Below are 921 nucleotides of genomic sequence, written 5' to 3'. Positions count from 1 at the left end.
CCGGCGCGTTGCTGGGCGCCGTTGTCGGCAGCTCCACCACGCCGCAGCGTCGTGGCGAACAGATGTGCCGCTATCAGGACCGCAGCGGCCGCATCTACACCGCCCCTTGCGACGACCGCTATTACAACGGCGATTACTAAGCGGTTATCGCCGGCCCCGTCTTAACTCAGTCAGCGCCGCTTCGAGGAGCGGCGCATATCGATGTCATTTTTTGCCCACTTGTTTGGGCTAGACTGTTCCTCGCGGCGGGTTTTGGAGGAGGTCGATGTGACGACAAGCCTTGCCGCCCTGAAAAGCCAAAGCAAACGCGCCGTGAAACGGCTCATTGGTTACGATTCCCGCAACTGGCTGCGCATCCGCCAGATCGAGGCGTTCACGCTGTTTCTCGAAGCCGGCAACCGCAAGGCTTCCGACGTGATCGAGATATCGCCCGGCTGGAACCGCTATTGGCGGGCGATGTGCCCCAATTACCGCTCGGTCGATTTCCCCGCCTTCGACATCTGCAGGGATCGCACCGACGAGCAATATTCGATCGTCATCGCCGACCAGGTGCTGGAACATGTGCGGCGGCCTCACGCGGCGGTGGAAAACATCCACGCCATGACCCGGCCCGGCGGCTGGGCGATGGTGGCAACACCTTTCCTGTTTCGCGTCCACGCCAGGCCGCACGACTACAACAGATGGACCCCCGCCGGCCTCAAGCAGCTGATGGTCGAGGGCGGCTTCGCGGAAGCCAACGTCAAGGTCCACGGCTGGGGCAACAAGGCCTGCGCCAGAGCCCATATCGGCGGCCCCGTCCGCGCCTACGGCCTGTGGCGGGATCTCAGCAATGACGAGGAATACCCGCTGATGGTGTGGGCGTTTGCGCGGCGAGCGTAATCTCCCCCCTCGAGGGGGAGATGTCGCCAAAGGCGACAGAGG

General features: G+C 63.4%; 1 protein-coding gene. It reads left to right on the top strand.

What is annotated here, in order from left to right; translation table 11 throughout:
* Positions 1 to 267 precede the first annotated feature (267 nt).
* Entirely contained in the window at positions 268 to 879 is a 612-nt protein-coding gene (locus EOB49_RS31620) for a methyltransferase domain-containing protein (protein ID WP_127383277.1), read from the top strand.
* The last annotated feature ends 42 nt before the right edge of the window (positions 880 to 921 follow it).

The sequence above is a fragment of the Mesorhizobium sp. M7A.F.Ca.MR.148.00.0.0 genome (genome assembly GCF_003997735.1).
Lineage (GTDB): Bacteria > Pseudomonadota > Alphaproteobacteria > Rhizobiales > Rhizobiaceae > Mesorhizobium.
The sequence above is the reverse complement of the archived record's forward strand: the minus strand, read 5'-3'. Positions and strand labels throughout refer to the sequence as shown.